We start from the raw sequence: 24,087 nt of genomic DNA, 5'->3' as shown, positions 1-24,087 counted from the left end.
CCAAGGAGAGGGAGCCGATCTTCAAGCTTCTCAAAACTTGAGTTCGACTCAAAAATTTCAGGTCGGCGTAACGTCAACAGTCACCTCGGTCAGTCCCCTCTCCCTCTGGGAGAGGGTTAGGGTGAGGGGCTTTTCGCGCGCCGCGCCCTGAAGAACTCAGTCAACACCGCCCCACACTCCTCCGCCAACACCCCACCTTCGTACAACACTCGATGGTTGAGAAAGCCCTGAGTGAAGAACTGCCCCTGACTCTGCACAATCCCGGCCTTGGGCTCCAGCGCGCCGTACACCACCCGCGCAATCCGCGAATGCACGATCAGCCCGGCGCACATGCTGCACGGTTCCAGCGTCACGTAGAGTGTGCTGCCCGGCAGTCGATAGTTGCTCACAGCCTGAGCAGCGGCGCGGATCGCGACCATCTCCGCATGAGCACTCGGGTCGCTGGCACTGATCGGGCAATTGAAGCCGCGACCGATGATTTCACCGTCCTGCACCAGCACCGCGCCCACCGGTACTTCGCCGAGGGCTGCGCCTTGGGCCGCCAATTCCAGCGCCTCGCGCATGAAGTCGCGGTCTCGGCTGCGGTCGATGATCGCCGCGGGGCGAATCTGGCGCATCACTTCACCTCGATGGCGGCCATCAGGCCGGTTTCCATGTGGTCGATCACGTGGCAGTGGAACATCCACACCCCCGGGTTATCCGCCACCAGCGCCACTTGCGCGCGCTCGTTCTTGCCCAGCAGGTAGGTGTCGGTGAAGTACGGCACGATCTTGTGCCGGTTCGACGCAATCACCTTGAAGCTCATGCCGTGCAGGTGGATCGGGTGCTGGTACTGGGTCATGTTCTTCAGTTCGAAAATATAGCTCTGGCCCAGTTTCAGGCTGGCGATCGGCCGGTCGGCGCAGGTCTTGTCGGTGATGTCCCAGGCCTTGCCGTTGATCTGCCACAGACTCGGCGGCTTGCCGTTGTCGACATTCACCGACACCGAACCGACCCATTCGAAATTGAAGTTGAGTTTCTCGGCATTGGCCAGGTCCGGCTCGGCCACCGGGTTGGCCGGCAGTGCCTTCGGCCAGTCGGTCGGCGCGTCATTGTTGGCCACCGAACGTAAAGTACCGAGGCGAACCGGGCCGTTGCGCAGCGACAGTTCCTCACCGGCCGGTGGTGCCTTGATCGCCAGGCAGATGCGCATGCCCGGACCCAGCCAGTATTCCTTGCCCAGCGGACGCGGCTCGACCGGGTTGCCGTCCAGCGCATAGATCTGCGCTTCGACGCCAGGAATATTGATGCGATAGGTCAGGGTGTTGTCGAGGTTGAGCAGGCGTACGCGGGTGATTTGTCCTGCCGGCAACTCGATCACTGGCGCGGGCACGCCGTTGATGGTCGACAGCCGACCCGCCGTACCGCCACGGGCCGCTTCGCGCGGAATGCTGAACTCGACGAAGTTGCCCTCGTCGTCGATATGCCAGTTCTTCAGGCTCAAGGTCTTTTCGTACTTGAAGCCGGTCGGCTCGCGCTCTTCAACGATCAGCGGCCCGACCAGCCCGCGCCCCAGTTCCTCGCTGCTGCTGACGTGGGGGTGATACCAGTAGCTGCCGGCGTCCGGCACACGGAATTTGTAATCGAAGTATTCGCCCGGCAGCACCGGCAATTGCGACACGTACGGCACGCCGTCCATTTCCAGCGGCAGGCGGATGCCGTGCCAGTGAATGGTCGTCGCGACCGGCAGATGGTTGATGAAACGCACCCGCAGCCATTCGCCCTGACGTACGCGCAACTCGGTGCCCGGCGCCGACGGACCAAACGCCCAGGCTTCGGTCTTGTGCCCTGGCACCAGCTCGACGTCCAGCGGCGCGGCGATCAGCTCATAGTCATGCCCAGCGTCGGCATCGGCCATCTTGCCCAGCCAGTAGCGTGACGCGCCCCCCGCTCCCACGCCAACGACAACAAGACCGGCCAGGCCACCGAGGATTTGGCGACGGGTAAAGGACATGAACTCAACTACCTCACGTATCTGCGGCGGGCCCGCAGGCCCGTAAAGGGCGAATACGATACACCTGCGGTTGCGAAACAGTAAGGGTAACGCGGCGTATGGACGCAGTGCGGCCATACGGCTGCACCACGCCCGACGGCAGCAGGTGATACATAGTTAGTGCACGCTGCCCCCTGTAAACGCTGATCCTCATTCCCTCGATCACTCAAGGAATGAGCGTGCATGAACCCTATCGAAACCCGCCCGCTACCCAATGCGGCAGACAAGGCCGCCCTCAAGGCCATCGCCACCAGAGTCGTCACTGCTTGTCCGAGCCTGCAGGACACGGCGCACGAGGTGGCCAGCAACCTGCTCGACAAATTCGGCATCGTCGGCCACGACCCCGACAAGATCTACTTCCATCGCTTCAAGTACTCCAGCACCAACCCAGAGGCATTCACCGGCTGGGAACACTGTTGTGCAAAGCCCCTTGAATCCATGACCTTGACGCAACTGGTGATCCACCGCTTCCGCGTCGGCGACCAGGACAACGCCGACATGCTGGATGTCGATGCGGGCTTCTACACTGCAGGGCCCGAAGCTGATGAATTCAACCACACCAATGAAATACGCCTGCATGGCGACAAGGTGCTCAGGGAGTTCTGGAACATCAACTTCAGCGACGTTTACCGCAACAAGCTGCAAGCGTTCTGGGACGATTACGCCGATGACTTCCGCACCCTCGCCAAGTGCAATTTTCTCAGCAAGGCGGTTGAAGCCCGCGATAGCGGCCTGTTGACTGACGACGACTTCCAGACCGTGGTCAGCGCGGTCATCGGCACGCTCACCTGGCCGGTCAGCCTGGCCACGCTGCAAGCGGAGTCGCCCGCAGGCCAGGAATTGCAGGTGGCTACCCTGAGTGTGGACGGCCATGAGGCCACAAACATTCTGCGCATCTCAGACGCCAAGGGTCGCCAGATCCTTTACGTACCGGGTGACACCCCAGCCTTCCATGTGCTGGAAACCGCCACCGATATGCACTGGTGGGTCTTGCAGAAAATGAACGAAAAAGCGCCACGCACACAGTTTCTCGAGCATTTTTCACTGGCTGACCGACATCAGATGACCGAAAACATCAGTGATCTGATGAATCGGCTGGTCAGTACCTGGGGCCATTGCGACCATCATCTGATCAACCACAACACTCAGACAGTGACGGAGGATGCGTTCAGCTGGCTGCGCCATTCGACCCGCACAGCGATGCTGGCCGAAGCCGATCTGTCGCTCACGTCCAACGGGGATCTGCGAGAAAAACTGTGGATTGGTTACCTGAGCGCGGGCTTGAAGGTGTTTGGCCCGATGGCGGCCGTCGGCTGGCCAGTGGCATTGCCGGTCATTGGCGCCACGCTGGCCAACATGGGCCTGAACATCGACCAGGCGGTTAACGGCAAGACAGCCGCCGAGCGCAAGGAAGGCGTCCTCGGGGCGATTCTCAGCGGTATAGATGCGCTGTTCAATCTGCCATTTTTGAAAGGTGTCGGCTCGATGGCAGAGGTAGGTGCAGAGGCAGAAGCCGCCGAGGCTGCCGAATGGGCAAAATATTCAGAAGCCACGCAAGAGCCGGGGGAATCTGTTCCCCAGGAAATGGAAGAGGTATCGCCTCCCGCCGGAGAAACCATTTCCGCGCCCCATGAATCGAGCCAAGCGTCAGAGATCAAGCAGAGCTTTGAATCCAATGAGCTACTCGACGGACAGACACCGGTCTCGGAGCCGGGTAAATACCAGGGCATCTACCGGTTAAACTCGGATCCTCCCTTTGCCATCCTGATGAACGACACGGCCTATTACGTCCGTTACTTCGCTGACTCACAGGGCGGCGGATTCTGGGCAATCGTCGATCCGGCACGACCCAACCAGCTTATCCATTCAATCCCGGTACGCTTGAACGCCGAAGGCCTATGGGAGCGAATGACACGTCTGGGGCTCAGGGGCGGCGGCCAATGCCTGGGCAAGGAGTGCACTGTGGAGCTGGAGCTCGACGTACGCAATCCGCCCACCGCCGAGACAGCGCCACCGGTCGTTGAACCCGAGCCGACTGTCACCGCCCCTCAACCCTCGACATCGACCGGAATCCGCCCGATCAGAACCCTCTACGACGTTGAAGCAGGGCAGCGGGCACGGCTGAGAAAATGGGCGATGCAATTGCCCGAGACGCACCTGCATGTTCAGATCGGCCCCGATGGCGAGCTGATCGCTGCGGACCGATACGCCCTGCACTGCGCGGAAAAGGCCAGAACGCTTTTGATGTCCGCCAGACGTTTTTACGCAAACCTTCCGTGGGCCAATCTGCCGCCGCGCCCGGCACTTCCTGTCGTCAATGCTTCAACGACAGTCCCGCAGCTGCTGGCACAAATATTTGAATCCGCACCGGGGCTGGTCGTCAGTGAAACGCCCGGACGCATCACCAGCATGCGTTTCATGATTCAGAACATGGCCACTCTGGCTCGGCAAGGGGTCAAGACCCTCTATGTGCGCCGACTGCTCAACGACTTTGCCCAGATCGATCTGAACGCCTACTTCAAGTCCGGCGTCATGACTGAAGATCTGGAGAAGTATCTGACTCGCCTCGGCACCGACCCTTCAGGGCGATTCAATGAACTGGAACTGGTGAAAACGGCCAGGCAGAACGGCATTCGTGTCCAGGCAACCGATTGTGCCGCGACTTACAGAAAGCCGGTTTCTCACACGCGGATTGAAGAGCAGATCAGCACCAACCATCTGACCTCCGACATCATGTTCATGGACAACGTGAGCAATGACGTTGGCAAGTGGGTCGCACTGACCGGCGTTGAAAACACCAACACATTCAGAGGGTTTGCCGGTATCAGTGAGCTGGAGGGCGGGATCGGCTTGCGAATTGAAGAGGTCGACCCCGGACAGGGCGAGCGTTGGACCGTAGACCCCGGCATTGAAATGGAAAAAGGGCCGTCACCCGAAATTGGAAACATGCTCGGGACTGTCGACACTCTTCACGCCGATCTGCGGCTCCAGATGGAAGCACCACCCGTCATGCGTAATGAACAGCAGATCAGCAGGCTGCTGACACGCCCGGGCATGTATGTTTTCGAACAGTCCGAAGGCGATTACACCATGGTTCACCGCAGTCAGAACGAGATGATTGTCCGCACGCCAGTCCAGGTCATGGCTGACGGGCATTGCTACATCGATCGCCCGACATGGCCTTCGGTCAACGGTGTCCCCTATGCCAGTCTGGAGCGACTATCCAATGCCCTTGACCAGATGGGCATGAGCCTTCAAAGCCGCCTTCCTGGCTGACCTTTCCGTAACCGTCACGCAAAAAAAACCCTGGCCGAAGCCAGGGTTTTCTTATGTTCGTCATCGCTACGCGAGTCGCAGGATCACTCCCACTCAATGGTCGCCGGCGGCTTGCTCGACACGTCGTAGGTCACGCGCGAGATGCCTTCGATTTCATTGATGATGCGTGCCCAACGTGAGGCGAAGTAGATTGTTACTGTTGTAGGACACAGCGATCTGACAAAAAGCGAAAACCTTCCGTAGAATGCCGACGTGGCTATGGAACACCTTCCTTCTAAACCCTATGAACTAGGGGTTCCGCTCTCCACACCGCGCCTGCTCCCAGCAGGCGTTTTCATATCGGCTGTAGACATGACGCTGCAGCTCGCTCACGACGGCGACCCAGGGAGAAAATCAAGCATGAATCAGGAGCTGTTCCTGCGTCGCCGCAGCAAAGTTCACGTCCCGATGGGCACTGGTGGTGCGACGCGCGCTCAGGTCGCGTCGGCTGTCCGGGAAATCGCGGCGTTCCGCTGCGTACTGTCAGAGCCTCTGATTGAACAAATCGGCCTGTTGTCGGCGACAGAACTCAAGTCCTGGTTGCGTGACATTGTCAGAGTGCTTCGGCGCAGAAGTGGCGCTCATGTGCACCACCGGCCGTTTTATCCTGACTTTCCAGAGCAGGTTCTGACGGCCTCGGAGGCCGAGCTGTACCTCAACGCCGTCATGCATTACCACACGCTTCGACGTTTACCCGCGACTGAAGACTTTCGACCTCCACTGCTTGAAGGCAACTTCATTTCCTGGGTTATCGAACCGGGAAGCATCCCTGAGTTCGAGTCACTGCTCGAGCCACTGGTTTCATCACGCACCTCGCTCTCAGAAGAGGAAGCGACTGATGTCATCTGGTTTATCCGCGAGTACAAAAGTGATGTGTTCCGTCTGCTGCCTGAGGTCGTCCCGTTCCGGGAGATCCGCGCACAGGTTGGCGGCGCAATGATCCTGCATGTAGCTGGCGATGCTCGGGTTGATGCATTCCTGGAGCAAAACGTCGAAACGGCGACTGACGTGCTACGACTGGCGATCGCGCTGAATGGCGGAGACGTATCACTGGCAACCGCTACGACACGTTTCAAAGCGATGAAGCGCTCGATGCGCCGTCTGCTGTTGAGTCTGCTCGATCAAATACCCAACGCTACGGAAGACGTGATGCGGCATGCCGAGCGATGGAAACGCCTGGCTGAAGTACTTCATCCGGGCGATTACGCCGATAAATACCCAAGAGCGCTGGCCGCCATCACCGCCGCGCGTCGCAACGAAGCGCCTGCCTCATTTGGTTCACGCGTCGAAACACTGTTCGCCCAGCGTGATATTGCCGAGCTTGTGTCCGTGCTACAGAGCCGTCCCGGTGAGTTCGCACGACGGCTGGACGCGACCCTGCGGCGCGCGACGGAACCAGAGCCGGTTCTCGATGCGTTCGAGGCTGTTGCACCACAAGTGTCCTCGCCTGTCCTGCTGCAGTTGCTGGCCCAGTCACGCGCGCCGCGCCCCTTGCCACTTCGGGCGTTCACACCGAAAGGTTCATTCGCCAAAATCTTTGGCATCAAGGATCACAGAGAGCCTCTCGCACCCGAGGTGCTGGCTCGTGCAGCGCGAATCTGCGAGGACGCTCTGATATCGCGTTTTGCGACACTACCGCCATTGGGTCGCTGTTACATCGATCCAGAATTACACGAATACAGGGTACCGCTGGCACAACGCGCTTCTTCAAAATCGCTACGGACACTGGTGCGGGGCAGCCGATTGCCAATGCCAGACACACGTTTCATTCGTCTGTTCCTGTGGTGGAAAAACGGTCGGTCACGCACGGACATCGATTTGTCCGCCGCATTTTTCGATGCCAACTTCGTGTTCAGAGAAACGGTTGCGTACTACAACCTGAGAGATTACGGCGGCTGCCACAGCGGCGACATCGTCGACGCACCCGAAGGGGCTTCGGAATTCATCGACCTCGACCTTGAAGTGCTCGTCGAGAAAGGTATCCGTTATGTCGTCACGTCCATCAACTCGTACACCCAGCAACCGTACTGCGATCTTCCAGAATGTTTCGCTGGCTGGATGGCCCGCAGCGATACGGCATCGGGTGAAGTATTCGAGCCACGAACGGTGTTCGATCGTATCGATATCGCCTCTGACACGCAGATCTGCCTACCCTTTGTGATGGACTTGCAGGAGCGGCGCGTGATCTGGGCCGACCTGGGACTGACCTCAGCTCCCCGTTGGAACAATGTCGGGAACAACCTCAGCGGGATTTCGTTGATGCTGCGGGCTTTGGTACATACACCCCGGCCTGATCTGGAGACATTGTTCGATTTGCATGTACGAGCACGAGGCGAACGAGTGGCTTCGCCGCAGCAGGCACAAGCGGTGTTCGCACCTGATCAAGGAATAACGCCGTTCGATACGGATTTGATTCGGTCACAGTTCCTTTAACACCAGCACCTGTATTTGCCGTTCACCGGGAACAGCTCAACCACATATGGCGGATCAGTCTGGAAAAGTCTGCCATTGCCTCATCGTGAATATGGCTAATCAAGGTAGTTAATCTGCAAGGCCTTCCTAAAACTACGCAAGATTTTGAGAAGCGATGAAGGAGGAGTAGAGAATATCGGCGAATTCATGCTCGTTGAGATCGCCGATAACCAAATCCCTAACTGCATCCGCTAGCAGATCGTTGTCTAGGGTTATTTCGTAATCATTGAGCGAAAGGTATTCCAAGCCGACTGCAAGCCCGGTGCGCTTGTTAGCATCAGGGAGCGCGTGGCCTCTTGCGATACTGGCAGTTTATTTGGCGGCAATTTCAAACACATCATCGAGGCCATCATAGGCGATCGCATTGTCGATTCGTGCCAACGCGCCCTGCAAGATCGGAATACTTACCGCTCCCTTCATGCCAGGCTCGGAAGTCAAGATTTGAGTGTTTATCTCAATGACACGTTCAAATGGAAAGAAGATCAATTCCATTACATGTCAGCCAGCTTCTGAAATGTCTTCCTGTGAGTTCTGAGAGCGAGCTTGGTTTCTGAGTAAACGATCTGCTTACCGAGGTCGCCGCCCAAATCCAGCTTTTTGGTGGCTTTAATTTTAGGCCTTTCTACTATGGATACACCATAGGTGTTCAGTTTGTAGTTCATGGCTTGAATACCCTAAACGACTTGATCAATTTCTACTCGCAAAGTAGCACACTAAGAGGCAAGACGCATCGACTTGAAGTACAGAGGAGGTTGTCCGGGCGGAGTTGTGATACCCCGCCTCAAAAACGCCAAAAGCCCGCAGTAACGCGGGCTTCCGGGGGGGGATCAAGCTCTTGAGCCAGTCTATGCCAGACGCAGGATCACTCCCACTCAATGGTCGCCGGCGGCTTGCTCGACACGTCGTAGGTCACGCGCGAGATGCCTTCGATTTCATTGATGATGCGGCCGCTGACGGTTTCCAGCAGTTCGTAAGGCAGGTGTGCCCAACGTGCAGTCATGAAGTCGATGGTTTCCACGGCACGCAGGGCCACGACCCAGGCGTAACGACGGCCGTCGCCGACCACGCCAACCGATTTCACTGGCTGGAACACGACGAAGGCCTGGCTGACCTTGTGGTACCAGTCGGCCTTGCGCAGTTCTTCGATGAAGATGTGGTCAGCACGACGCAGCAGGTCGGCGTATTCCTTCTTCACTTCACCGAGGATGCGCACGCCCAGGCCCGGGCCCGGGAACGGGTGACGGTAGACCATGTCGTACGGCAGGCCCAGTTCCAGGCCCAGACGACGGACTTCGTCCTTGAACAGTTCGCGCAGTGGCTCGACCAGTTTCAGGTTCATCTCTTCCGGCAGGCCGCCCACGTTGTGGTGCGACTTGATCACGTGGGCCTTGCCGCTTTTCGCGCCAGCCGACTCGATCACGTCCGGGTAGATGGTGCCCTGAGCCAGGTACTTGATGTTGTCCAGCTTGCAGGATTCGGCATCGAACACGTCGATGAAGGTGCGGCCGATGATCTTGCGCTTCTTCTCTGGATCGGCTTCGCCGGCCAGGTTGTTCAGGAACTGGTCTTCCGCGTTGGCGCGGATCACCTTGACGCCCATGTTCTCGGCGAACATGGCCATAACCTGCTCGCCTTCGTGCAGACGCAGCAGGCCGTTGTCGACGAAGACGCAGGTCAGTTGATCGCCAATGGCCTTGTGCAGCAGCGCCGCAACCACCGAGGAGTCCACACCGCCGGACAGACCCAGCAGCACGTTGTCGGTACCGACCTGTGCGCGGATGTTGGCGATGGCGTCTTCGGCGATCTTCGACGGAGTCCACAGGGCTTCACAGCCGCAGATGTCGAGAACGAAACGCGACAGGATGCGACCGCCCTGCTTGGTGTGGGTCACTTCCGGGTGGAACTGCACGCCGTAGTAAGCGCGCTCGTCGTTGAACATGCCGGCGATCGGGCAGCTCGGGGTGCTGGCCAGGATGTGGAAGTCTTCCGGCATCTTGGTGACCTTGTCACCGTGGCTCATCCACACGTCGAGGCCAAACAGGCCGTCGGCGTCGATGTGGTCTTCGATACCGTCGAGCAGACGGCTCTTGCCGACCACGTCAACGCGGGCATAACCGAACTCACGCAGCTCGGAGCCTTCAACCTTGCCGCCCAGTTGCTCGGCCATGGTCTGCATGCCGTAGCAGATACCGAAGACCGGTACGCCCAGGTCGAACACCGCTTGCGGGCAGCGCGGGCTGTTGGCTTCGTGCACGGACTCGGGACCGCCGGCGAGGATTACGCCTTTTGGCGCAAATTCGCGGATCGCATCTTCGTCCATGTCGAACGGGTGCAGTTCGCAGTACACACCGATCTCGCGCACGCGGCGGGCGATCAGTTGGGTGTATTGCGAACCGAAGTCGAGGATCAGGATGCGGTGAGCGTGAATGTCGAGGGCCATGATTCAGTCTCGTCTAAGTAATTCAGAAACAGTCTTTGATTCAGAAACGACTCGGGGCTGAATAAAACAGCCCCGGTCATTTAACGTTTTGCTTGAAGCCTCAACCTACGCGGTAGTTTGGCGCTTCCTTGGTGATCTGCACGTCGTGAACGTGGGATTCGGCCATGCCGGCACCGGTGATCCGCACGAATTCAGGCTTGGTGCGCATTTCTTCGATGTTGGCGCTGCCGGTGTAACCCATCGAGGAACGCAGACCGCCCATCAACTGGTGAATGATCGCGCTCAGGGTGCCCTTGTAAGGAACACGGCCTTCGATGCCTTCCGGAACGAGTTTCTCGGCGCCTGCCGAGGAGTCCTGGAAGTAACGGTCGGAAGAACCTTGAGCCTGGGACATGGCGCCCAGCGAACCCATGCCGCGATAAGCCTTGTACGAACGGCCCTGGAACAGTTCGATCTCGCCCGGTGCTTCTTCAGTACCGGCGAACATCGAGCCCATCATCACGCAGGAAGCACCGGCAACGATGGCCTTGGACAGGTCACCGGAGAAACGGATGCCGCCGTCGGCGATCAACGGAACGCCAGTGCCTTCAAGGGCAGCGGCAACGTTGGCGATGGCACTGATTTGCGGAACGCCGACACCGGCGACGATACGGGTGGTGCAGATCGAGCCTGGGCCGATACCGACCTTGACTGCGTCGGCGCCGGCTTCGGCCAGGGCCTTGGCGGCTGCGCCGGTGGCGATGTTGCCGCCGATCACCTGCACTTCAGGGAAATTCTCTTTGACCCAGCGAACGCGGTCGATCACGCCTTTGGAGTGACCGTGCGCGGTGTCGACCACCACCACGTCAACGCCGGCATTGACCAGGGCTGCAACGCGGTCACCGGTATCTTTACCGGTACCGACTGCTGCGCCGACGCGCAGACGACCTTGGTCGTCCTTGCTGGCCAGCGGGTAGGCCTTGGCTTTTTCGATGTCTTTGACGGTCATCATGCCTTTGAGGGCAAACTTGTCGTCAACGATCAGGACTTTTTCCAGGCGGTGCTTGTGCAGCAGCTCGCGGACTTCGTTCTTGTTGGCGCCTTCGCGCACGGTGACCAGACGCTCTTTCGGCGTCATCACTTCACGTACGGTGGCTTCCAGACGGGTTTCGAAACGCACGTCACGGGAAGTGACGATGCCGACCAGGTCGCCATCGTGCAAAACCGGAACGCCGGAAATGTTGTGCATGCGGGTCAGTTCGAACAGATCACGAACCGTGGCGTCAGCCTCGATGGTGATTGGGTCCTTGACCACACCGGCTTCGAACTTCTTGACCTTGCGAACTTCGGCAGCTTGCTGCTCGATGGTCATGTTCTTGTGGATAATGCCGATGCCACCTTCCTGAGCCATGGCGATTGCCAGACGGGCTTCGGTGACGGTGTCCATGGCGGCAGAAACCAGAGGAATGTTCAGCTCGATGCCACGGGTAAGGCGGGTCTTCAGACTGACTTCGTTAGGAAGCACCTCGGAATAACCGGGCACTAGGAGAATGTCGTCGAAGGTCAGAGCTTCTTGGCTGATACGCAGCATCGCGGGGGCTCCCGAGCGGGAAAATGGAAGCGCGCCATTATACTCAGACACCCTACCGGGCTCAATGTAAAACTTGTCTTATATCAATGTTGCTGATGTACGGGAAAAACGCCCCTCACAACTCGACCTTGACCCAGCTCACCGGTTGATCCAGCCAGTCGGCGAATTCGTCGATGAAACTCTGCTTGAAGCCCGCCTCCAGCCAGTTGTTGAAGATGAAACCGAGGTTGGAAAAACCGCACTCCTGCAAATACAGGAAACCGTTGATGTCGTCTTCGTGCCCGCATTCTGGGCAGGTGAAGTTGTCGGTGCGGCCCGGCATCCAGTCTTCCAGGCTTTCGAACAGCGCTTCGCCGATCTCCTGGCGGCACTCGGCACAACCGGCTTCTTCGAGAAAACCTTTGGCCGGGGTGTAGATGCAGCGCTTGGTGATGACTTCCAGCCCATTGATCGGCTCACCGAACGGCAGCGCCTCGGGGTGCAGCACCACCGCGCGGGCACCATCGGCGATGGCGTAGGCCATGCGATTACCGGTGCGCCCACAGGTGCTCAGCTCTTCCTTGACGATGTTCTTGCGCACCAGCCAGCGCAGGATCGCCCGGGCCCGGGGCTCGTGCACCGGCAGGTTGGAGATTTTCGGGACGATGATGCTTTGGGAATTCATGGTGCAAGCCTGCTGCGTCAAAGGATGTTCTGCGACGAACGCGGCCGGCAGCTTAATCCCTGACAAAATCCGGTCAAGTGCTTAAATAGCGGCCGATCAGCGCAATCCCGCTCGCCAGCACCAGCCAGGTCACCAACCGCACGAAGGCCTCGCGGGACAGGCGCATGGTCAAGCGCCGTCCGACCCACAAGCCCAGCGCCATCGCCGGCAACAGGCACAGCGCAAGCATCAACAAGGGTAGCTCGGCATACACCCCGGCGATGGCGAACAGGCTCAAACGCACCACCGTGCTGCAACTGATCAGCGCACTTTGCGTGGCCCGCGCCGCATCCTTGGGCAGTCGGCTGTTGAGGTAGATCGCATAAAGAAAGCCGCCACTGCCGAACAGCGCGCCGAACAGCCCGCCCACCGTGCCCATCGGCAACGCCCACCCGGCAGCCAACTGCGCCGGCCGCGCCTTGATCCACAAGCTGTAGATCGCATAAGCACTGATGAACAACCCCATCAGCAGCAACAGCAGGTCGGACTTGAGGTTAAGCAGGAAAATCACCCCCAACGTGCACCCCACCGCCATGCACGGCAACAGCCGCAGCAATTCCGGTTTCGCCACGTCGCGCCGCGACGGCAGCAGATTGCCGAACGCCGCGACGAAATCCAGCAGCACCAGCAACGGCACGATCTTCGACAGCGGCATGAACAGAATCAGGATCGGCCCGGCCACCAATGCGGTGCCGAAACCGGCAATCCCGAACACGATGTAGGCCAGCGCGATGGCCAGCCCGATCACCACCCAGCCCTGCGCGCCCCACGCCCATTCGCTCAACAACCCCGCCACACTCATTCGCTCGCTTCCTTTATAAGCCTGCGATGACTTTAGCCAGCGCCGAGGGTTGCGACTAATATCATCGAAACCGCCAAGCCATCTCGAAAAGGCATGCCTCGTGCTTTCAACCCGTCAATTGCGTTACTTCGTGGAAATCGCCGAGAGCGGCAGCTTCAGTGCCGCAGCCGAACGGCTGTTCATTGCCCAGTCGGCGCTGAGCCGGCAGATCAAGGACATGGAAACCCGCCTGCAAACGCCGCTTTTCGAACGCACCGCACGCCAGCCCCGGCTCACCGCCGCTGGTGAAGCGTTCCTGCCCCGGGCGAGAAACCTGCTGAATGAATTGAACAAGGCCAGCACCCTGGCCACGGAAATCGGCCAGGGCCAGCGCGGTATTTTGCGCGTGTGCCACTCGAGTACCGTGCCAATCAGTGGCCGACTATTGCGCGACATGAGCGCATATCTGGATCAACAACCCGGGGTTTCGCTGGACATCGGCACGCTCTCCTCGGAGGCACAACTTGAAGAACTGGCCGAGGGCCGGCTCGATATCGGCCTTCTGCGCCTGCCAGTGCTGCGCCAGCGCGAAGGTGTTCAGGTTGTGCCGCTCTACACCGAACGTTTGCTGCTTGCCGTGCCGGCAGATCATCGACTGGCGTTGGCGGAGGCAGTCGATCTGGCGCAATTGAAGGACGAAGCGTTCATCTCCATCCCGCATCCGCAGCGCGGCGGGCTGAGTTATTTGTGCGCCGACCTGTGCATGCGTCACGGCTTCTTCCCCCAGGCTGCGCGAGTGATGTCGCGCAAGACCACGCAATTGCAGTTGATCCAGGCCGGATTCGGCATCGCTCTGCTGCCGGAATCGATGCAGGACATCGCACCCGCCGGCGTGAGATTTCTGCCGCTGACCGGCAATTGCCAGAGCACTGTCGCCCTCGCATCTCGGCAAAATCCCACACCGTTGGTGCAACACTTCCTCCAGACATTCACCGGCGAATGCCTTTAAACTGCGCCCATGATTAAAGATCCCTTTGCAAGACTCGGCCTCGACCGCGAAGTCCTGACCGTCAGCCAGCTCAACGGCCGCGCGCGGGTGTTGCTCGAAGACGTGTTCAGCAACATCTGGGTCGAAGGCGAAATCTCCAACCTCGCCCGCCCGGCGTCCGGCCACGTGTATTTCACGCTCAAGGACAGCGGCGCGCAGGTGCGTTGCGCACTGTTTCGCCAGAACGCCGCGCGGGTGCGTCAGGCGCTGAAGGATGGTCTGGCGGTCAAAGTGCGCGGCAAGGTCTCGCTGTTCGAAGGGCGTGGCGACTATCAGCTGATCCTCGACACCGTGGAGCCCGCCGGTGACGGTGCGCTGCGTCTGGCCTTCGATGCCTTGAAGGAAAAGCTCAGCGCCGAAGGCCTGTTCAGTGCCGAGCGCAAGGTACCGCTGCCGGCGCACCCGCAGCGCATCGGCATCATCAGTTCGCCGACCGGCGCGGTGATCCGCGACATCATCAGCGTGTTCCGCCGCCGCGCGCCGCAGGTACAGCTGACGCTGATCCCGACCGCCGTTCAGGGCCGCGAAGCCACCGCGCAAATCGTCCGCGCCCTGAAACTGGCGGATGCCCGTGGCTTCGACGCGCTGATCCTGGCCCGTGGCGGCGGCTCGCTGGAAGACCTCTGGTGCTTCAACGAAGAGGCCGTGGCCCGGGCGGTGGATGCCTGCGTCACGCCGATCGTCAGTGCGGTCGGCCATGAAACCGATGTGTCGATCAGCGACTTCGTGGCGGACGTGCGCGCACCGACGCCGTCCGCTGCTGCCGAACTGCTTGCCCCGGATTCCAGCCACCTGATCCGTCAGGTCGAAAGCCTGCATCGCCGGTTGGTAATGCGCATGCGTGACCGCCTGATGCGCGATCGCCTGCGCCTTGAAGGCATGAGCCGCCGCCTGCGCCATCCCGGCGAACGTCTGCGCCAGCAGGCACAGCGCCTGGATGACCTGGACATGCGCATGCGCCGGGCGTTCGAGCGCCAGCTCAATACTCGTCGCGAACGCCTGATTCGTCTCGAAACCCGCCTCGCCGGGCAACATCCGGGGCGCCAACTGGCCTTGCTGCGCCAGCGCCTCGACAGTCTTGCCGAGCGCCTGCCACGCGCCATGAACGAAGGCCTGAAACGCCGTCGTCTGCAGTTGCAAAGCCAGATGCAGACCCTGCACGTGGTCAGCCCGCTGGCGACTCTCGGTCGTGGCTACAGCATTCTGCTGGATGAACGCGGCAACGCGATCCGCAACGCCGCGCAGACCCACACTGGCCAGCGCCTCAAGGCCAGACTGGGCGAAGGCGAACTGCAAGTGCGCGTCGAGGACAATCACCTGACGCCCGTCACCCTTTCTTTACTGGACTGATCCATGCCGCGTTTTCTCGCTCCGCTGCTGTTACTGTGCCTGACCTTCAACGCCCACGCCGACAGTTACATCACCCGCTTGCTGAACAAACCGGTGCCGGGCGGCGTGGCTGTCGTCGATCTGGGGGCCGCTGCGCAAGCGCCGAAAGCCACGTATCAGGGCAAACCGGTGCTGGTGGTCAAGGAACAGAACAACTGGCTGGCGATTGTCGGCGTTCCGTTGACCATCAAACCTGGCGTTCAGCAGATCAGCAGTGGCGGCCGTAACCTCAACTTCAATGTCGGCAACAAGAAATACCCGGAACAGCACATCACCCTGAAGAACACTCAGCAGGTCAATCCGAACCCGGCCAATCTCAAGCGCATCGAGGGCGAACTGGCCGAACAGATCAAGGCCTACCGCAGTTTCAGCCCGAATACCCCGAGCAACCTGTTGCTGGACAAACCGGTCAACGGGCCGCTGTCGAGCAAGTTCGGCGTGCGCCGTTTCTTCAACGGTGAAGAGCGCAATCCGCACGCAGGTCTGGACTTCGCGGTGCCGGCCGGCACGCCGATCAAGACCCCGGCGGCGGGCAAGGTGATCCTGATCGGCAACTACTTCTTCAATGGCAACACCGTGTTCGTCGACCACGGCCAGGGCTTCATCAGCATGTTCTGCCATATGTCGAAGATCGATGTGCAGAACGGCCAGCAACTGGCCCGCGGTGCGGTGGTTGGCAAGGTGGGCGCCACAGGTCGGGCGACCGGGCCGCACATGCACTGGAACGTCAGCCTGAACGACGCGCGGGTCGATCCGGCGATTTTCATTGGGGCTTTCCAGCCTTGATTTCAGGCTGAACACCCACCAGCAGGGATTGCGCACGACGAATGGTCCGCGCAATCCCCGTCAACAATTACCGCCATATCAAGAATAAAATCTCGGAAAAAGCCGCTTTCCGGGTATTCCTCTCAATTTTTTTCGACTGCTTGCCATCCTCTCCCCCCGCGGTTAGGGTTGAAGGCATGAAAACCTCTCACACCCTCATTCAGCTTCGCCAGCACCGCAGCCTGTGCCTCGTCAGCGCACGACTGCCGGGCTGAATCGCTGCGCCTCGTCCCACGCTTTTCCAAGAACGTTCGTTCCACCGGCAGGCCGCCTCTTTTCGGCCCAGACAATAAGGAATTTCCCGATGAGCATGCTCAAAGACCCGTCTTCGAAATACCGCGCGTTTCCTGTGATCAACCTGCCGGACCGCACCTGGCCGTCGAAAACCATCGATACGGCGCCGATCTGGTGCAGCTCCGACCTGCGTGACGGCAACCAGTCGTTGATCGAGCCAATGGACGCGGTGAAAAAGCTGCGCTTCTGGAAAACCCTGGTGCAGGTGGGCGTGAAGGAAATCGAGGCGTCGTTCCCGGCCGCTTCGCAAACCGACTTCGACTTCGTGCGTACCCTGATCGAAGACGGCCACATCCCGGACGACACCACTATTCAAGTGCTGACCCAGGGCCGTGAAGATCTGATCGAGCGCACCTTCGAATCCCTGCGCGGGGCGAAGAAAGCCATCGTTCACCTGTACAACGCCACCTCCCCTTCTTTCCGTCGCATCGTGTTCAACCAGGACAAGGACGGGATCAAGGCCATCGCCGTGAACGCCGCCAAGCTGTTCGTCAAATACGCAGCCATGCAGCCGGACACCGAGTGGACCTTCGAGTACTCACCGGAAACCTTCAGCGCCACCGAGCTGGAATTCGCCAAGGAAGTCTGTGACGCGGTGATCGAGGTCTGGAACCCGACGCCTGAGCACAAGATCATCCTCAACCTGCCGGCCACTGTTGAATGCGCGACGCCGAACGTCTACGCCGACCAGATCGAGTGGTTCCACCGCAACATCAACCGTCGTGACAGCGTGATCATCAGCCTGCACACCCACAACGACCGTGGCACCGGCGTGGCCGCCACCGAGTTGGGCCTGATGGCCGGCGCCGACCGCGTCGAAGGCTGCCTGTTCGGCAACGGCGAGCGTACCGGCAACGTCGACCTCGTGACCGTGGCACTGAACATGTACACCCAGGGTCTCGACCCGCAACTGGACTTCTCCGACATCGACGGCGTGCGCAAAGTCGTCGAAGAGTGCAACCAGATCCTGGTTCACCCGCGTCACCCGTACGTCGGCGACCTGGTCCACACCGCGTTCTCCGGCTCCCACCAGGATGCGATCCGCAAGGGCTTCGCCCAGCAGAAATCCGATGCACTGTGGGAAGTACCGTACCTGCCGATCGACCCTGCCGACATCGGCCGCAGCTACGAGGCGGTGATCCGCGTCAACAGCCAGTCGGGCAAGGGCGGCATCGCCTACTTGCTGGAACAGGAATACGGCATCAGCCTGCCGCGTCGCATGCAGATCGAATTCAGCCAGGTCGTGCAGCGTGAAACCGATCGCCTGGGCCTGGAGATGACCGCGCAGCAAATCCACGCGCTGCTGCACAGCGAATACCTGCAAGCCAACACCCCGTACGCGCTGGTCAGCCATCGCCTGCAGGAAGAAAACGGCAACAGCGCCGTCGAAGTGGAAGTGGCGAGCAAGGGGCAGGGCGAAACCAACCTGCACTGGCGCGGCAAGGGCAACGGCGCGCTGGAAGCGCTGGTGGCCGGTCTGCCGATTCCGGTGGAGATCATGGACTACAACGAACACGCTATCGGCGCGGGCACCAACGCCAAGGCGGCGGCCTACATCGAACTGCGTGTGAACGGCGAACGTGCGGTACACGGCGTGGGCATCGATGAAAACATCACCACCGCCAGCTTCAAGGCCCTGTTCAGCGCGCTGAACCGCTCGCTGAGCCAGCCGGAAGCGAAAGCGGCGTAACTGACCGCTGCAATGCAAAAGGCCCCGGGGTTTGCACCTCGGGGCCTTTTTCGTTCCGATCGCGATTATCAGGTGAACTCGAAGGTGTCCGCGTCAAGATTCGCCGGGAACCGCTCGCGGTAGGCCGCCAGCGAAGCCGCTTCCAGAACCACCTTGAACACCCCGTCAGCCTCCCCCGCCGCCAGCAAACTCTCGCCCTGGAAATCCAGCACCTGACTGTCGCCCGTATACGCGAAACCCTTGCCATCGGTGCCCACCCGGTTGACCGCCGCCACATAACACAGGTTTTCGATGGCCCGGGCCGGCAGCAACCGGTTCCAGTGCTGACGCCGCGCACCCGGCCAGTTGGCGGTGTACAGCAGCAGGTCGGTGTCCTGCGCATCACGGCTCCACACCGGGAAGCGCAAGTCGTAACAAATCAGCGGACGCACCCGCCAGCCCTTGAGCTCGAACTGCACCTGGCGCTCGCCGGGGGTGTAGTGGTTGTGCTCGCCGGCCATGCGGAACAGGTGACGCTTGTCGTAATGCAGCACTTCGCCGTCCGGCCGTGCCCACAGCAAGCGGTTGCGATGACTGCCGTCGGCGGCCTGAATGATCACGCTGCCGGTGACGACCGCATTCAGTTTCGCCGCCTGGATCCGCAGCCATTTGCTGGTGGGGCCGTTTTCGGCTTCGGCCAAGGTTTCGGACTCCATGGAGAATCCGGTGGTGAACATCTCCGGCAGGATGATCAGATCCGCACCGCGCGCCTGCTCCAGCAAGGCGTCGAAATGCTCAAGGTTGGCCTGACGGTCATGCCAGGCCAGGCTGGTCTGGATCAGCGCCAGATTGAGATCGGGTAACGCACTCAGATCACGCATAGTTTGGCCGCCGCTTCCCGCAGCGTCTCCTCACGTTTGGCAAAGCACAGGCGCACCAGGCGCTGGCCTTCGGGTGGATTCTGGTAGAACACCGACACCGGAATACTCGCCACGCCATGCTCGCGGGTCATCCACATCGCCATCTCGACATCGTTAAGGTCGGGGCGAATCTGCGAGTAATCGACCAGCTGGAAATAGGTGCCGGTGACGCGGGTGAAACTGAATCGCGACGGCGCCAGCAGATCACAGAACAGATCGCGCTTGGCCTGATAGAAGCCCGGCAGTTCTTCGACGTGTTCCGGATGCTCAGCCATGTAATCGGCCAGAGCGAACTGCAACGGTGTCACACCACAGAAACTGACGTACTGATGCACCTTACGCAACTCGGCAGTCAGGGCCGGCGGCGCCACGACGTAACCGGTTTTCCAGCCGGTGACGTGATAGGTCTTGCCGAACGAACTGACTACGAAGGCGCGCTGATACAACTCTTCATGGGCCAGCACGCTGACGTGTGCGACGCCGTCGAACACCAGGTGTTCGTAGACTTCATCGCTGATCACATAGATGTCGCGATCTCGGATCAATGCCGCCAGTTGATCCAGCTCGGCGCGACTGATCAATGCACCGCTCGGGTTGTGCGGGGTGTTGAGGATGATCATCCGCGTGCGCGGGCTCAGGGCTGCGCTGAGTTTGTCGAAGTCGATGGAGAAATCTTTCAGGCCCAACTGCACATGCACGCAGCGCCCGCCGGCCAGTTCTACTGCTGGCTCGTAGCTGTCGTAGGCCGGGTCGAACACGATGACTTCGTCGCCGCTGTGGATAACCGCCTGGATGGCGCAGAAGATTGCCTGGGTCGCGCCGGGGGTCACGGTGACTTCGGTATCGGCATCGACGTTGGCGCCATAACTGCGGGCGATTTTCGCCGCGATCTGCTGACGCAGCGCTGGCAGGCCGGTCATGGGCGAATACTGGTTATGGCCGTTGGCGATGTGTCGACCGACCGCGTCGCGCAGTGCCTGCGGGCCGTCGAAATCGGGAAAACCCTGGGAAAGGTTGATCGCTCCGGTCTGCGCCGCGAGCTGAGACATCTGCGTGAAAATAGTGATGCCGACATTCGGCAGCTTACTGGTGATCATCGGGGTTCCCTGCTCTGCCCCGGCTCTGACGACGGCGCGGGAGAGCCCGAGGATAGCCCATCCGGCGCCCATAAAAAAAGGGCGCCAAACGGCGCCCCTTCTCTCTGTTCGCAACGACCTTATTTCTTGTCGCGACGCTTCTTACTGGCCTTCTTGTTGTGCGACATCAAACGACGCTTCTTGTTGACCTGGCGGTCGGTCAGCGTGTTCTTGTTGCCTTCGTACGGGTTCTCGCCGCCCTTGAACTCGATACGGATCGGCGTACCGACCAGTTTGAGCACACGGCGGTAAGTGTTTTCCAGATAACGCACGTACGACTTCGGCACTTTCTCGATCTGGTTGCCGTGGATCACGATGATCGGCGGGTTCGCACCACCCAGGTGAGCGTAACGCAGCTTGATCCGGCGGCTGTTGACCATCGGCGGCTGGTGCTCGCTGACCGCGTCTTCGAGAATCTGCGTCAGGCGGCTGGTCGGCCAGCGGGTGACCGCCGACTTGAACGAGTTCTGCACCGAGGCGTAGAGGTTGCCCACGCCAGTACCGTGCAGTGCCGAGATGAAGTGGATATCGGCGAAGTCGACGAAGAACAACCGACGCTGCAGTTCGACCTTCACGAAGTCGCGCTCGCTCGGCGTCATGCCGTCCCACTTGTTGATCGCGATCACCAGCGCACGACCTGCTTCAAGGGCGAAGCCCAGCAGGTTGAGGTCGTGATCGACCACGCCTTCGCGGGCGTCCATCACGAAGATCACCACGTTGGCGTCTTTGATTGCCTGCAGGGTTTTGACCACGGAGAATTTTTCGACTTCTTCGTGGATCTTGCCGCGCTTGCGCACACCGGCGGTGTCGATCAGCGTGTACTTCTCGTCGTTACGCTCGAACGGGATGTAGATACTGTCGCGGGTGGTGCCGGGCTGGTCATAGACGATAACCCGGTCTTCACCGAGCATGCGGTTGACCAGGGTCGACTTGCCGACGTTCGGACGGCCGATGATGGCGATCTTGATCCCGTCTTTTTCGCTCGGGCCAGGAATGCGCTTGGCTTCCTCGCCTTCGGCGACCACTTCTTCCTCTTCACCTTCGGCAGGCTCGTCATCATCGCGCGGGAAATCGCTCAGGGCGGCTTCCAGCAATTGCGTGATGCCGCGACCGTGGGCGCCGGCGATCGGAATCGCGTGGCCCATGCCCAGCGGGGCGAATTCGGCGCGGGCCATTTCCGGGTCGATGTTGTCGACCTTGTTGGCCACCACGTGGGAACGCTTGTTACGTTTGCGCAAGTGTTCGGCGATCATCTGGTCGGCGGCGGTGAAACCGGCCTTGGCATCTACCAGGAACAGAACGACATCCGCTTCTTCGATGGCCAGCAGCGACTGCTCGGCCATTTTTTCGTCCATACCATGCTCGTCACCGGAGATACCGCCGGTGTCGATCAGAATGTAGGAACGCCCTTGCCACTTGGCCTCACCGTACTGGCGATCACGGGTCAGACCGGACAAGTCGCCGACGATGGCGTCGCGAGTCCTGGTCAGGCGGTTGAACAAGGTGGACTTGCCGACGTTCGGTCGGCCCACCAGGGCGATTACGGGAACCATGCGGCTCTCCACTTCGTTATTTCAGAAAATACAAAAGCCGCTGCGAGGCAGCGGCTGGTGCTCGGGGCAACACCCGTGGGTGCTGCAAACCCTGCAGAAGCAAGGCCGCCTGGGGAGTTAACCCCAAGCATAGTTGTTACTTGATGGTCAGGGCTTCCAGTTTGCCGCTGTTGCCATATACATAAATCGTGTCACCCACCACCAGCGGACGGGCACGCAGGCCGTCGCTGTCGATGCGCTCGCGGCCGACGAAACGACCGTCCACCTGACTCAGCAGGTGCAGGTAACCTTCCAGGTCACCGACTGCAACGTAGCTGGAGAACACTTCCGGCGCCGACAGTTGACGACGGGCCAGCGAGTCGTTGCTCCACAGTGCTGTGGTGGAACGCTCGTCGACGCCTTCAACGGTGCCCGACGACAGGCTTACGTAGACGTTGCCGAAACCCTGGGCAACACCGGCGTAGCTCGACGCGTCGCGTTGCCAGAGTTGACGGCCGCTTTCCAGATCCAGTGCCGCAACGCGACCCTGATAGCTGGCAACGTACAGGGTACCGCCGGACAGCAGCAGACCGCCGTCGATGTCGACCACGCGCTCCAGTTCCGAACGACCTTGTGGAATCGCGATCCGCTGTTCCCAGACCGGCACGCCGTTGGAAATGTCGAGAGCGACCACTTTACCGGTCGACAGGCCAGCCACCGCGAGGCGGTTGGTGACGATCGGTGCGCTGGTGCCGCGCAGGGTCAGTACGGCCGGAGTGCTGTCATACACCCAACGCTGATTGCCGGTGGACGCGTCCAGACCGATCAGACGATCGTCCTGGGTCTGTACCACCACCACGTCACCGTTGTTGGCCGGTGGCGCGAGGACTTCGCTGTTGACGCGCGAGCGCCACTTCTCTTCGCCGTTGATGGCGTCGAGGGCAACGACTTCACCGCGCAGGGTGCCGACCATGACCAGACCGTAACCCACGCCAACGGCGCCGGACACAGGCAGTTCAAGGTCTTTCTTCCATTTCACGTCGCCGTTACCGCGATCCAGGCCCATCACGATACCGGTCACGTCGGCCGCGTAGATGGTGTCACCGTCGATCGCCGGCACCAGCATGTTGTACGTTTCGCCCTGACCGTCACCGATCGAGCGGCTCCACTGCTTGTGCAGGACCACTTCTTCTTTGAAGTCGGTCAGCTCGGCCGGTGGCAGTTCTTTTTTGCTGTTGCTGCTGCAACCCGCGGCCAGAATGGCCAGAGCCAGCAATGCTGCATGCTTCCAACGGATCACGTCACGCATCCCCTTTGGCCAGGTCGTCCAGCTTGATTTGAAGGCCACCGACCGCCGCTTCATCCGACAGTGCCGCCTTGGCTTTTTGATACGCCGCGTTCGCTTCGTCGGTACGGCCCAGCTGTACCAGCAGGTCGCCCTTGAGTTCTTCGCGAGTGGCCAGGAACGACTTGTCGGCATCGCCTTCGAGCAGTTTCAGGGCTTCATCGGCCTTGTTCTGTGCACCCAGTACCTGCGCCAGACGCTGACGGGCGATTTCGCCCAGCGCCGGATTGGCCGGTTTGGCAACGATGGCCTTGAGTTCGGTCGCCGCATCGTCCAGCTTGCCGCTGTCGACCGCTACCTTGGCCACGAACAGGCTGCCGTACTGCGCGTAGGCAGAACCGCCGAATTCGCTGTTGAGCTTGCCGGCCAGATCCGCAACGCGCGCTGCGTCAGGCTTGCCGTCCGGGGTCAGCGTGGTTTCCAGCAATTGCTGATAGAGCACCGAGGCGCCTTGCGACTGGTTGCTCTGATACTTGTGAAAAGCCTGCCAGCCGAACACGATGACCAGCGCCAACAGGCCGCCGGTGACCAGAGGTTTGCCGTTGCGTGTCCACCAGTCCTTCAAATCCGCCAACTGTTCGTCTTCGGTACTCGACACCCCAATACTCCTTAATCG

The 24,087-nt window shown here is 60.3% G+C and carries 19 protein-coding genes and 1 pseudogene; 6 read left to right on the top strand and 14 right to left on the bottom strand.

Annotated elements, in window-relative coordinates; genetic code table 11:
- Positions 1-116: 116 nt before the first annotated feature.
- On the bottom strand, positions 117-617 hold the full coding sequence (gene tadA, locus M5G18_RS12715; RefSeq protein WP_273898791.1) for a tRNA adenosine(34) deaminase TadA: 501 nt from the start codon (positions 615-617) through the stop codon (positions 117-119).
- On the bottom strand, positions 617-1,993 hold the full coding sequence (locus M5G18_RS12710; protein WP_025109201.1) for a multicopper oxidase family protein: 1,377 nt from the start codon (positions 1,991-1,993) through the stop codon (positions 617-619). The genes tadA and M5G18_RS12710 overlap by 1 nt, the downstream gene beginning before the upstream one ends.
- 222 nt (positions 1,994-2,215) lie before the next feature.
- On the opposite strand from M5G18_RS12710, the gene M5G18_RS12705 reads away from it, so the two are divergent.
- The gene (locus tag M5G18_RS12705; protein ID WP_273898790.1) at positions 2,216-5,308 is read left to right on the top strand and encodes a membrane-targeted effector domain-containing toxin; all 3,093 of its coding nucleotides are present in this window, start codon (positions 2,216-2,218) and stop codon (positions 5,306-5,308) included.
- 83 nt (positions 5,309-5,391) lie between these two features.
- Here M5G18_RS12705 and M5G18_RS12700 read toward each other — a convergent pair.
- Positions 5,392-5,475 (bottom strand): annotated as a pseudogene (locus M5G18_RS12700) (GMP synthase (glutamine-hydrolyzing)); the annotation flags it as partial.
- Between the two features lie 232 nt (positions 5,476-5,707).
- Between M5G18_RS12700 and M5G18_RS12695 the strand changes: the two are divergent.
- Complete coding sequence (locus M5G18_RS12695) at positions 5,708-7,780, top strand: TerD family protein (protein WP_273898789.1); 2,073 nt, start codon at positions 5,708-5,710, stop codon at positions 7,778-7,780.
- Between the two features lie 351 nt (positions 7,781-8,131).
- Here the strand turns inward: M5G18_RS12695 and M5G18_RS29030 are convergent, their stop codons facing one another.
- The 6 genes from M5G18_RS29030 to M5G18_RS12665 form a co-directional block, all read right to left on the bottom strand.
- A complete protein-coding gene (locus M5G18_RS29030) occupies positions 8,132-8,311 on the bottom strand; it encodes a hypothetical protein (RefSeq protein WP_346628644.1) in 180 nt (59 codons plus the stop codon).
- Positions 8,311-8,481, bottom strand: coding sequence for an acetyltransferase (locus tag M5G18_RS12685; protein ID WP_273898788.1), 171 nt, complete (start codon positions 8,479-8,481; stop codon positions 8,311-8,313). Before M5G18_RS12685 ends, M5G18_RS29030 begins: the two co-directional genes overlap by 1 nt.
- A gap of 200 nt (positions 8,482-8,681) precedes the next feature.
- Complete coding sequence (guaA, locus tag M5G18_RS12680) at positions 8,682-10,259, bottom strand: glutamine-hydrolyzing GMP synthase (protein ID WP_108590389.1); 1,578 nt, start codon at positions 10,257-10,259, stop codon at positions 8,682-8,684.
- 100 nt (positions 10,260-10,359) lie between these two features.
- A complete protein-coding gene (guaB, locus tag M5G18_RS12675; protein ID WP_085709413.1) occupies positions 10,360-11,829 on the bottom strand; it encodes an IMP dehydrogenase in 1,470 nt (489 codons plus the stop codon).
- A 115-nt stretch (positions 11,830-11,944) separates the two neighbouring features.
- Positions 11,945-12,493, bottom strand: coding sequence for a hypothetical protein (locus M5G18_RS12670; RefSeq protein WP_011335799.1), 549 nt, complete (start codon positions 12,491-12,493; stop codon positions 11,945-11,947).
- 73 nt (positions 12,494-12,566) lie between these two features.
- Positions 12,567-13,334 (bottom strand): sulfite exporter TauE/SafE family protein, encoded by a 768-nt coding sequence (locus M5G18_RS12665; RefSeq protein WP_273898787.1) that lies wholly within the window; start codon positions 13,332-13,334, stop codon positions 12,567-12,569.
- 100 nt (positions 13,335-13,434) lie between these two features.
- Between M5G18_RS12665 and M5G18_RS12660 the strand changes: the two genes are divergently transcribed.
- From M5G18_RS12660 to leuA, 4 genes are all read left to right on the top strand, one after another.
- Positions 13,435-14,322, top strand: a complete 888-nt coding sequence (locus M5G18_RS12660; protein ID WP_273898786.1) for a LysR family transcriptional regulator — start codon at positions 13,435-13,437, stop codon at positions 14,320-14,322.
- 9 nt (positions 14,323-14,331) lie between these two features.
- Positions 14,332-15,711 carry an exodeoxyribonuclease VII large subunit gene (gene xseA / locus M5G18_RS12655; protein WP_273898785.1) on the top strand — a complete coding sequence of 460 codons (1,380 nt, stop codon included), beginning with the start codon at positions 14,332-14,334 and terminating at the stop codon, positions 15,709-15,711.
- Between the two features lie 3 nt (positions 15,712-15,714).
- A complete protein-coding gene (locus M5G18_RS12650) occupies positions 15,715-16,536 on the top strand; it encodes a peptidoglycan DD-metalloendopeptidase family protein (RefSeq protein ID WP_273898784.1) in 822 nt (273 codons plus the stop codon).
- Positions 16,537-16,879: 343 nt separating this feature from the next.
- Positions 16,880-18,559, top strand: coding sequence for a 2-isopropylmalate synthase (gene leuA, locus M5G18_RS12645; protein WP_273898783.1), 1,680 nt, complete (start codon positions 16,880-16,882; stop codon positions 18,557-18,559).
- 68 nt (positions 18,560-18,627) lie between these two features.
- Here the strand turns inward: leuA and M5G18_RS12640 are convergent, their stop codons facing one another.
- The 5 genes from M5G18_RS12640 to M5G18_RS12620 all read right to left on the bottom strand — a co-directional run bounded on the left by M5G18_RS12640 (position 18,628) and on the right by M5G18_RS12620 (position 24,069).
- Positions 18,628-19,419, bottom strand: a complete 792-nt coding sequence (locus M5G18_RS12640; RefSeq protein WP_273898782.1) for an amidohydrolase — start codon at positions 19,417-19,419, stop codon at positions 18,628-18,630.
- Positions 19,407-20,555, bottom strand: coding sequence for a pyridoxal phosphate-dependent aminotransferase (locus M5G18_RS12635; RefSeq protein WP_273898781.1), 1,149 nt, complete (start codon positions 20,553-20,555; stop codon positions 19,407-19,409). Before M5G18_RS12635 ends, M5G18_RS12640 begins: the two co-directional genes overlap by 13 nt.
- 119 nt (positions 20,556-20,674) lie before the next feature.
- On the bottom strand, positions 20,675-22,147 hold the full coding sequence (gene der, locus M5G18_RS12630) for a ribosome biogenesis GTPase Der (RefSeq protein WP_007956675.1): 1,473 nt from the start codon (positions 22,145-22,147) through the stop codon (positions 20,675-20,677).
- A gap of 136 nt (positions 22,148-22,283) precedes the next feature.
- Positions 22,284-23,435, bottom strand: coding sequence for an outer membrane protein assembly factor BamB (gene bamB, locus M5G18_RS12625; protein WP_039765728.1), 1,152 nt, complete (start codon positions 23,433-23,435; stop codon positions 22,284-22,286).
- Positions 23,428-24,069 (bottom strand): tetratricopeptide repeat protein, encoded by a 642-nt coding sequence (locus M5G18_RS12620; RefSeq protein ID WP_007956678.1) that lies wholly within the window; start codon positions 24,067-24,069, stop codon positions 23,428-23,430. Before M5G18_RS12620 ends, bamB begins: the two co-directional genes overlap by 8 nt.
- Between the last annotated feature and the right edge of the window lie 18 nt (positions 24,070-24,087).

Source organism: Pseudomonas aphyarum (assembly GCF_028657055.1).
GTDB lineage: Bacteria > Pseudomonadota > Gammaproteobacteria > Pseudomonadales > Pseudomonadaceae > Aquipseudomonas > Aquipseudomonas aphyarum.
This window is presented reverse-complemented; position numbering and strand designations above follow the sequence as displayed.

Coding starts and splice junctions, on each gene's coding strand:
- M5G18_RS12685 (WP_273898788.1), bottom strand. CDS start 8,481: ATGAACTACAAACTGAACACCTATGGTGTATCCATAGTAGAAAGGCCT.
- M5G18_RS12650 (WP_273898784.1), top strand. CDS start 15,715: ATGCCGCGTTTTCTCGCTCCGCTGCTGTTACTGTGCCTGACCTTCAAC.
- M5G18_RS12705 (WP_273898790.1), top strand. CDS start 2,216: ATGAACCCTATCGAAACCCGCCCGCTACCCAATGCGGCAGACAAGGCC.
- M5G18_RS12665 (WP_273898787.1), bottom strand. CDS start 13,334: ATGAGTGTGGCGGGGTTGTTGAGCGAATGGGCGTGGGGCGCGCAGGGC.
- guaA (WP_108590389.1), bottom strand. CDS start 10,259: ATGGCCCTCGACATTCACGCTCACCGCATCCTGATCCTCGACTTCGGT.
- M5G18_RS12635 (WP_273898781.1), bottom strand. CDS start 20,555: ATGATCACCAGTAAGCTGCCGAATGTCGGCATCACTATTTTCACGCAG.
- xseA (WP_273898785.1), top strand. CDS start 14,332: ATGATTAAAGATCCCTTTGCAAGACTCGGCCTCGACCGCGAAGTCCTG.
- leuA (WP_273898783.1), top strand. CDS start 16,880: ATGAGCATGCTCAAAGACCCGTCTTCGAAATACCGCGCGTTTCCTGTG.
- guaB (WP_085709413.1), bottom strand. CDS start 11,829: ATGCTGCGTATCAGCCAAGAAGCTCTGACCTTCGACGACATTCTCCTA.
- M5G18_RS29030 (WP_346628644.1), bottom strand. CDS start 8,311: ATGGAATTGATCTTCTTTCCATTTGAACGTGTCATTGAGATAAACACT.
- der (WP_007956675.1), bottom strand. CDS start 22,147: ATGGTTCCCGTAATCGCCCTGGTGGGCCGACCGAACGTCGGCAAGTCC.
- M5G18_RS12710 (WP_025109201.1), bottom strand. CDS start 1,993: ATGTCCTTTACCCGTCGCCAAATCCTCGGTGGCCTGGCCGGTCTTGTT.
- M5G18_RS12695 (WP_273898789.1), top strand. CDS start 5,708: ATGAATCAGGAGCTGTTCCTGCGTCGCCGCAGCAAAGTTCACGTCCCG.
- M5G18_RS12640 (WP_273898782.1), bottom strand. CDS start 19,419: ATGCGTGATCTGAGTGCGTTACCCGATCTCAATCTGGCGCTGATCCAG.
- tadA (WP_273898791.1), bottom strand. CDS start 617: ATGCGCCAGATTCGCCCCGCGGCGATCATCGACCGCAGCCGAGACCGC.
- M5G18_RS12670 (WP_011335799.1), bottom strand. CDS start 12,493: ATGAATTCCCAAAGCATCATCGTCCCGAAAATCTCCAACCTGCCGGTG.
- bamB (WP_039765728.1), bottom strand. CDS start 23,435: ATGCGTGACGTGATCCGTTGGAAGCATGCAGCATTGCTGGCTCTGGCC.